Origin of the sequence: Candidatus Hydrogenedens sp. (genome assembly GCA_035378955.1) — a bacterium.
Taxonomy (GTDB): Bacteria; Hydrogenedentota; Hydrogenedentia; order Hydrogenedentales; family Hydrogenedentaceae; genus Hydrogenedens.
Map to the genome: position 1 here is coordinate 1 of DAOSUS010000108.1, position 8,004 is coordinate 8,004.

8 protein-coding genes are annotated in these 8,004 nt (G+C 37.8%); 4 read left to right on the top strand and 4 right to left on the bottom strand.

The window, feature by feature from the left end; all coding sequences use genetic code 11:
* The first annotated feature begins 216 nt into the window (after positions 1-216).
* From PLA12_13910 to PLA12_13925, 4 genes are all read left to right on the top strand, one after another.
* Positions 217-780, top strand: coding sequence for a winged helix-turn-helix domain-containing protein (locus PLA12_13910; GenBank protein ID HOQ33582.1), 564 nt, complete (start codon positions 217-219; stop codon positions 778-780).
* Positions 781-872: 92 nt separating this feature from the next.
* Positions 873-2,021 (top strand): XRE family transcriptional regulator, encoded by a 1,149-nt coding sequence (locus tag PLA12_13915; GenBank protein ID HOQ33583.1) that lies wholly within the window; start codon positions 873-875, stop codon positions 2,019-2,021.
* Between the two features lie 97 nt (positions 2,022-2,118).
* Positions 2,119-2,565 carry a DUF4411 family protein gene (locus PLA12_13920; protein HOQ33584.1) on the top strand — a complete coding sequence of 149 codons (447 nt, stop codon included), beginning with the start codon at positions 2,119-2,121 and terminating at the stop codon, positions 2,563-2,565.
* On the top strand, positions 2,553-2,777 hold the full coding sequence (locus PLA12_13925; GenBank protein HOQ33585.1) for a hypothetical protein: 225 nt from the start codon (positions 2,553-2,555) through the stop codon (positions 2,775-2,777). The genes PLA12_13920 and PLA12_13925 overlap by 13 nt, the downstream gene beginning before the upstream one ends.
* A gap of 104 nt (positions 2,778-2,881) precedes the next feature.
* Here PLA12_13925 and PLA12_13930 read toward each other — a convergent pair whose 3' ends face one another.
* The 4 genes from PLA12_13930 to PLA12_13945 form a co-directional block, all read right to left on the bottom strand.
* Positions 2,882-3,016 carry a hypothetical protein gene (locus PLA12_13930; protein HOQ33586.1) on the bottom strand — a complete coding sequence of 45 codons (135 nt, stop codon included), beginning with the start codon at positions 3,014-3,016 and terminating at the stop codon, positions 2,882-2,884.
* Entirely contained in the window at positions 3,013-3,630 is a 618-nt protein-coding gene (locus tag PLA12_13935; GenBank protein HOQ33587.1) for a hypothetical protein, read from the bottom strand. Before PLA12_13935 ends, PLA12_13930 begins: the two co-directional genes overlap by 4 nt.
* A gap of 69 nt (positions 3,631-3,699) precedes the next feature.
* Positions 3,700-7,062 (bottom strand): polysaccharide lyase family protein, encoded by a 3,363-nt coding sequence (locus tag PLA12_13940; protein HOQ33588.1) that lies wholly within the window; start codon positions 7,060-7,062, stop codon positions 3,700-3,702.
* 116 nt (positions 7,063-7,178) lie between these two features.
* Positions 7,179-7,760, bottom strand: a complete 582-nt coding sequence (locus PLA12_13945) for a radical SAM protein (protein ID HOQ33589.1) — start codon at positions 7,758-7,760, stop codon at positions 7,179-7,181.
* Positions 7,761-8,004 lie beyond the last annotated feature (244 nt).

Sequence of the window (8,004 nt, forward strand, 5' to 3'; positions counted from 1 at the left end):
AAGAATTGCATGATATTCGTGCATATATTTTTAATAATCCCGAGAATTGGGAAACAGATGAAAATTATAAAATTTAGCACAATCTTTTTCCCAACCAACATTACCCGATACCCCCCCATTGAGACAAATAGAAAAGTTAGTTTACAAATTGTATAATTAGTTTACAAATTGTATAATCTAAACAAAGAAGAAATAAAATCATAGAAGGAGAGAACAATGGATAAAAAGGATGTAAATGCGGCTTTTGATTTGGTGTGCGAAGAGATTGAAGGGTTGCTTAATGCAATAAACAGAGAGGTCAACGAAGCATCGAACGCTCAAGATTATGATAAAGTGCAACAAATTAGTGAATTTGCAAAAAGCGTTAAGGAATTCAAAGAAAAGGTAATATCACTTCAAAAAGAATGGAAGACAATTCCCAAGGGAAAGCCCCCCTCTCAAGTTGGTAAAAGGCAGGGTAAAGGTAAATTGAAAAGAGGTTTAAAGACACCTCAAGAGAAATATGTAATACCTATTCTGGAATCCCTTATTGAATTGGATGGAGAAGCAAAAGTAAAAGATGTATTGAATCGCGTCCATAATAAAATGAAAGGCATCTTAAATGAATATGATTATGAAAAACTGCCGAAAACAAAGCAGATAAGATGGGAAAATACTGCTATGTGGGCAAAGAATAAGATGAAAAAGGAAGGGCTATTATCCGATGACCACCGAAAAAGAATGTGGAAAATCACAGATAAGGGAAAGGAATATTATAACCAGCATAAATCCCAAACCTGAACTTTCTCTCCATCAAAAAATACCTCATATTTCATAATAACAATAGTTAAGTGGTATTATTATTCAAATGAAGACTCAGACGAGGAGGTAAAATGACAAAATCATTTGAAATCAGTATTAATCCTGATGTTATCAAATGGGCGAGGGAAAGTGCTGGATTCTCTGTGGAAGAAATAGCAAAAAAACTCAAAATTAGCACAGAGAATTACAAAAAGATAGAAAAAGGGGAGAAAAAACCTACTTTTAGGCAAATCGAAAATCTTTCTCATTTTTTCAAAAGACCTACTGCAGTTTTCTTACTCCCAAAACCACCTGAGGAACCCTCTATATCTACATCTTTTCGAGTTATACCAAAGAGTGAAAAGGAACTATCTAAAGAAATAAGATTAGCCATAAGAAAGGCGAGATACTATCAAGAAATTACTAATGAATTGATGAAAGAGTTAGGATTGCACCCCAAAGCCCAGGTTCCTGAAGCAAATATTAGTGATAACCCTTTTTCATTAGCGAAAAAACAAAGAGAAAAATGTGGCATCCCTATTGAAGAGCAATTCAGATTCAAAAGTGCTTATACAGCATTTAGTAAGTGGCGAGAGATTGTAGAGGCACAAAATATTTTAGTTTTCCAGTTTAATTTTTCCCTTGAGTCAGCCCGAGGATTTTCACTTATGGATAATGACCCGCCAACAATAGTGATTAATTCTGCGGACAATATCCTCGCTAGAATCTTTACACTCTTCCATGAGTACGCACATATATTGTTAAACATGCCGGAAATTTATACTGAAGATATTAATCAGTACATAGAAGTAGAGAACTGGTGCAACAGGTTTGCCTCTGAATTTTTAGTGCCAGAGGAAGAATTAAGAAAGGAACCTGCATATAAAAAATTTATAGACAGGGTTGCATCCTTGGAAGAAACTCTTGGAATTTTATCCAACAGATTCATTGTAAGTAAACATGCGATACTTACAAAGTTCAAGGCATTAAATCTAATTACACAAGAGGATTATAATAAAAAATCGGCAAAACTTAGAGAGCGATTTAGAGAGGAAAGGAAAAAATCGTTCTACAATCTACCATCTCATAAAAGATGCATTCAAGAAAAGGGTAAGAGATTTGTATTTTTTGTAATGGATTCACAAGAAAAGGGAATGATAACTTCTACTGATGCAATGGAATATTTGTCCTTAAAGTTAGACGGTTTGAAAGAGTTATCGAAAATTCAATTAAGAAAATAGGCTTACTTGTGAATATTTATTGTAATATTTATTGTATTGATACAAGTAGTATGATTGAATTAAAAGGAAAGTATCCAGAAGTAATATTTCCAAGCCTGTGGAAAAGAATAGAGGAACTTATCAGGAGAAAAGGCTTATAACTCCCATAGAAGTTAAAAAAGAAATTGAAAAAGGGGATGATAAACTAAAAAACTGGGTAAGAAGCAAAAAAAGAAATAAAATGTTTATAAAACCAGATAGTTTCCAAGTTGAAAAAGTTAAAGAGATTTTAAGTAGATTTGGTTTTTTAAGTAAATCAGAGAAACCTGATGAACTCAGCGCTGACCCCTGGTTAATTGCTCTTGCAGCAAAAAATAACGAAGAAGAGGATAAAAAAAATCCACTATTTCAGAGAGAAGGTAACTACATATACAAAAAAAATTACATAGTTGTAACAGAGGAATCTAAAAGAAAGCCCGAAAAGATACCAGCAGTTTGTAATGAGATTGGGATTGAATGCATCAATTTAATAGAAATGCTCGAAAGAGAGAAATGGGAATTTTAATAGAGCAATCTATCAAAAAGAAAAATCTATCAAAGAGATATTTCACGAATCTTACCTTCGAATCCTCTAAACATTACTTCTACGCATCCCTATCTGTTGTCTCTTTCCTTCCAATGGCAGACCCAACCATTTCCACCCGATACCACCCCATTGGAACGGGAAATAGACCGCCTCGTCTACAAATTATACGATTTAACCCCCAACGAAATTAAAATAATAGAATCAACCTAAACATTTACAACATTGCCTTCAAAAATATGTAGAGACGAATAAATATTCGTCTCTACGAAAACAAATAACCCCGTAGGTGCAATTCCTAAACGAACAATTCCTGTTGGGGTAATTCATGAATAGGCAATTCCCAAAGAACAATTCCTGTTGGGACGATCCCTATAGGGTAATTTCGGTTGGTGTAATGCATGTAGGTGCAATTCATGTAAGGGCAATTCATGAATTGCCCCTACAAATACCCGAACAAACGCCCGCAACAATTGTTCCGACCATCCCCGTAACGAACATCCGAACAAACGCCCGCAACAACCCCCCCGTAATAAATGTCCCAATAAACGCCCGAACAAATACCCGAACAAACGTCCGCAACACCCACCGTAATAAATGTCCCAATAAACGTCCGAACAAACATCCGAACAAATCGCCGCAACAATTGTTCCGACTATCCCCGTAACGAACATCCGAACAAACGCCCGCAACAATTGCCCGAACATCCCCAAAACGAACATCCGAACAATCGCCCGCAACACCCACCGTAATAAATGTCCCAATAAACGCCCGAACAAACATCCGAACAAATCGCCGCAACAATTGTTCCGACCATCCCCGTAACGAACATTCGAACATTTCCCGCAACAATTGTTCCGACCATCCCCGTAACGAACATCCGAACATTCCCCGCAACAATTGTTCCGACCATCCCCGTAACGAACATCCGAACAATTGCCCGCAACACCCACCGTAATAAATGTCCCAATAAACGCCCGAACAAACATCCGAACAAATCGCCGCAACAATTGCCCGAACATTTGCCGTAACAATTGCACCAACCATCCCCGCCCGATTTATCCTTTTGGAATAATCCTGTACGGGCATGGTGTGCCGTGCCCGAATGGTATTTTGTTATTTGATTTTCAATGTAATCATTTCATAGGGTGCGAGGGAGCGGTCTGTAAATGGTTCTGATTGATGTTTAGGGGATAATGTGGATGTAATTACAATAGGTTTGGTGGATGTTGGTTTTTTTATTTGCGCCGAAACGGGTTCGGATGTTGGGTTGAATAATCGGGCAATGTATGCCTTTTCATCGGGATTATATTTTAAATGATACAGTACCCAATCGGGGCTTATCTGTATAGGGTTGGTCGGTGGTTTGGGTATATTGTTCGTAGGAATTATAATCAGTTCAGAGTTTAATTGTTTTGCAAGGGTATCGGGATGGGCGTTGGTGTTTTTTGTATAGGGTTTTATGTAATAACGGAAAGTATGCCATCCGTCCTGAGACGCTTTATAATTTGTTTCCCAGTAATTGTTCATTACATACGAAAACACTTGCGGTTCGAGTATTAACCCTTTTTTCCAGCCTATTTCTATAGGGTCAACGGTGATTTTGCCTATCTCTATCATAGGGGCATTTGGTGTGAATAGGGTAACCCCTTTTTCCTCGTTCTGAATATCCACCCAGTCCTGAACGGTTAAATAATTTTTACAGGAACCGGGCAATTGTTGTTCGGGTAGGTGAATTACAGCGAAAGGCGTTTGATAGCGAATATTCGGGTTATCAATATTGAATGTAAAGGCGTAATGAACTGCTTCCGGTGTGCGAATGTCTTGTTTATCAATTGAGTTTACAATCTCGACAATGTCTGAATTAGCATATAGCACATATTCGCAACGAATTTCCTTAGCCCCCGGAGCAGAATTACTATGCACCACGATACTTCCCATAACAGGACCTTTTTCTTTTATCTCTATCTGGATATTTTGGGCTCGTTTTATGTTTGCAGGGTTTCTGCCTTCTGTGTAGAGATATTCATTGGTTTTGTATTGTGGGTTTTCTTTTACAAATTCTTTCCCGTCGGCTTGCGTTTTTAAGGATTTAATAGTTCCTGTTTGCGGGTCAATGAGCAGTTCGATAAGCCCATTCTGGAGGGTATTATCACTTACAACTACGGGGTTTTCTGGTGTTGGCAGCTCATCTTGTTCTATGGTAAAAGTTGCATATCCCCATCCGGGAACTTCATTCGCTATGAATACAAGATCGTTTGATTGGAGTACTTGCGAAGGGATAGGTTTCCCATCTTTCAATATGCGATTGCCTTTCCGTCCCCATGACGCAGGGATGATGACTGTTTTTGTGCATGGGAACGGCGTCGGATTGATAACTATAATTTGTGAAACTGTTTGATAGTCTGGTTGAAAGTTGTTTATAAATAGATTGAACAAGTCCGCCTTAATCTTTTCTGCATTTTCCGCAAAGGATTTTTTTATCGCCCATTGTTCTTTAACAAAGGGGTTGTCTGGTTCTGAAATGCTGTTATGGGCTCCCCATGTATGCTCATCGTAAAGGATAGCGTTTTCCCATGCGGATTGAAATTTTTCAGCGGGATATTTATCCGAAAACCATAATGCCCATAGTGTTTCCAAATTCATGAGTTTCCGTACCGTATTGCGATTTAGTGCTGTTTCTCGTGCTGAAGATGCAGCGCCATCTTCCCAGTAAGGGGTAATTTCACCGGCAAAGGAAGGCAAATCGTTCCCATACTTTTCTTCAAAGGTTTTTAGTGCTTTCCTTGCAGTTGTAATCACCAGTTTTGGGGTTTTATGTTGTTCATTCCACTGTTTCACAAAATCGGGCAATTTATCATCGGGTGGTCCATTATCGCTGGCAATGCTATATCGTGCTAAAGTTATATCGTAGGGGAAATTCCGTCCTTCCAATTCTGCAAGGTAATTGCGTATTTGTTCTGGCATAGCATTTGTCCCACCGAAGAACCAACTGTATCCCGCAAAACCAATCCATGTAAGGACTTTGTGTTTGCCGCAGGGAGATGTCCAATAAAAAGGTTTATCGCCCCAAACTTCGAGGATATTCCCTATCCGCCAGGATAAGTTCGGACCGATAAAAAAGTATTTTGCACCTGCTTGAGCCAGTGTGGGAATTAATCCCCATGTGTATCCTGGAACATCAGTTATAAGGGCAGAGTCAATGGTTGTGCCTAATTCTTTTGATAAATAATGGGCTTCATCGAGAAGATGTGTAAGTTCTTCACCGTTACAAAGACCTGTGAGTTGATTTGCAAAAAGAGCCGGTAGTTCGAAGTATCCCTCATTAACCGCTTTTTTAAACCGCTCCTTTGTCTGCTCATCAGCGGATTGCCAAAGACTTTTTACCGCCCATAAAACCTCTGCCGACCAATGGAACTGGGCTTCCGCAGGATAGTCCTTTGTCTTTTCAATGAGGTCTAATGCTTTGGCGAGATTTCCCTGTTGAATTTTTAACACATCTGTTTGTATATGGGTATAACCAATATCATTGTGAGAATGAGGGACAAGATATAAAGTTATTTGTTTGGCAGGAGGGATAATAAAATCCCGAGTTGCAACTGTTTTGTCTTCTTGCTTGATTTCAATAGACGAAAAAGTGTCCTTATCTACCTCTTTTACATCGTAATAGATAGTATTCCAGCCAGGTTGAAGGTTTATATCTATCGGGTCATTGTTTGTAATCGTAATTTTTCCTTGAAAAGGCTGACCATAACAACGAACAGGTATCCGTACTTCCCGAAGTTCTTTATCCTCGATAGATTTAACAAGAGGAATAGGCACGGGTTTACCGATACGCAATATAGTTTTTTGCGGTTCTGCTAATTCAAACTTATCTGGAGTGAATAATTGCACCGAGTCGTAGATAAACCAACTGCCACTTGAAACTGTAAACTGAATGACATTTTCTCCCAACCTTAATAATGAAGATGGGAAAGGAATTTCAATTTTCTTTGCGGAAGATACAGAACCGTCAAAGATACTTAAAAATTCGTCGGTTCCATTTCCGGGTGGAAGTCGAACTGGGAAATTTGTTCCATTTACATATACCGTCAAATTAGGCGGATAATTTTTATTAAACTCCAATAAATACAAATTTAATTGGACATCGCCCTGTGTCTCTACAGACTTTAAAAAAAATAGGACTGTAAAAATATGGGGTATAGTTTGAGCCCATTCATCCTTAGGTCCGGGATGAATATAACACCAATCTTCCGCAGGATTGGAATGCCCGACCATAAAATAAGAATCATCCCCATAACGGGAGTAATTTGTAGGTGCCAGAGCAAACTCTAAACACTTATTGTCTGGTGAACCTATCTCCCAGAGCAGTTTCGGTGACGGAGTATTTACAGGAGTATTATCTTGCCCCATAGCAACAATAGATAAACACAGGAAAGAAACAGCGAAGATAAATAGTAGAAAAATTCGTTGAGCCATATAAAAGTTACTCCTATCTGTTTTACATTTTTTTATTTATAGAAATCTTCTTTTATTCGTAAAGATTATGTTGATTATATTGAATATATGAGCAGGCAACCATCATTGAAAACAAATTAAACACCTTTTATATTTTCGCCCCAGATAATGCGATGTAATTGAATCTGTAATCGCACCGACAAACCATCTTGCAAAATCCAGTGAGCAAATTCCTGTAAAGATATACGCCCGGCAACAGGGGAGAATAAGACAGCACGACATTTCCTGTCCAATTGAAATTCTTTAATCTTTTGGACTGCATAATCATAATCATTTCTATCTGCAATGACAAACTTCACCTCATCAAGAAAAGGATTCAAATAAATGATATTATCCCATAACATTTGATTTTCCATGCCACTTGAAGGACATTTAATATCCATAACTTTAATCACCCCTGGTGGAACATTTTTAACAGAACATGCCCCGTTCGTTTCTAACAGAACCGTATATCCCTTCTCCATAAGTATTTTCATCAATAAAAAAACAGGTTCCTGGAGCAAGGGTTCTCCCCCTGTAATCTCCACCATCTTACATTTATATTGAGAGATGATATTCAAAATTTCCTCAATAGTAAAAAAAGTTCCCTTTTCAAAGGCATACCTCGTATCACACCACGAACAATCCAGATTACACCTTGACAACCGTATAAAAATCATTGGACACCCCGCCCAAGTAGACTCCCCCTGTATACTATAAAAAATCTCACACACTTCAAGATTGTAAACTTCATTAAAAGCCATATACATCTCAGTTTTTTATATTTTGTAAATTATGTAATTAAAAATGAATAAAATTGAGAATAACAAGGGAATCCTATTTAAAGCAAAACAAAAGTAATTTTTAAAAAATCAAGTCTTTGTTGTAGAATGAACGAATAGAATTTTCTCTATCTGTGATTAT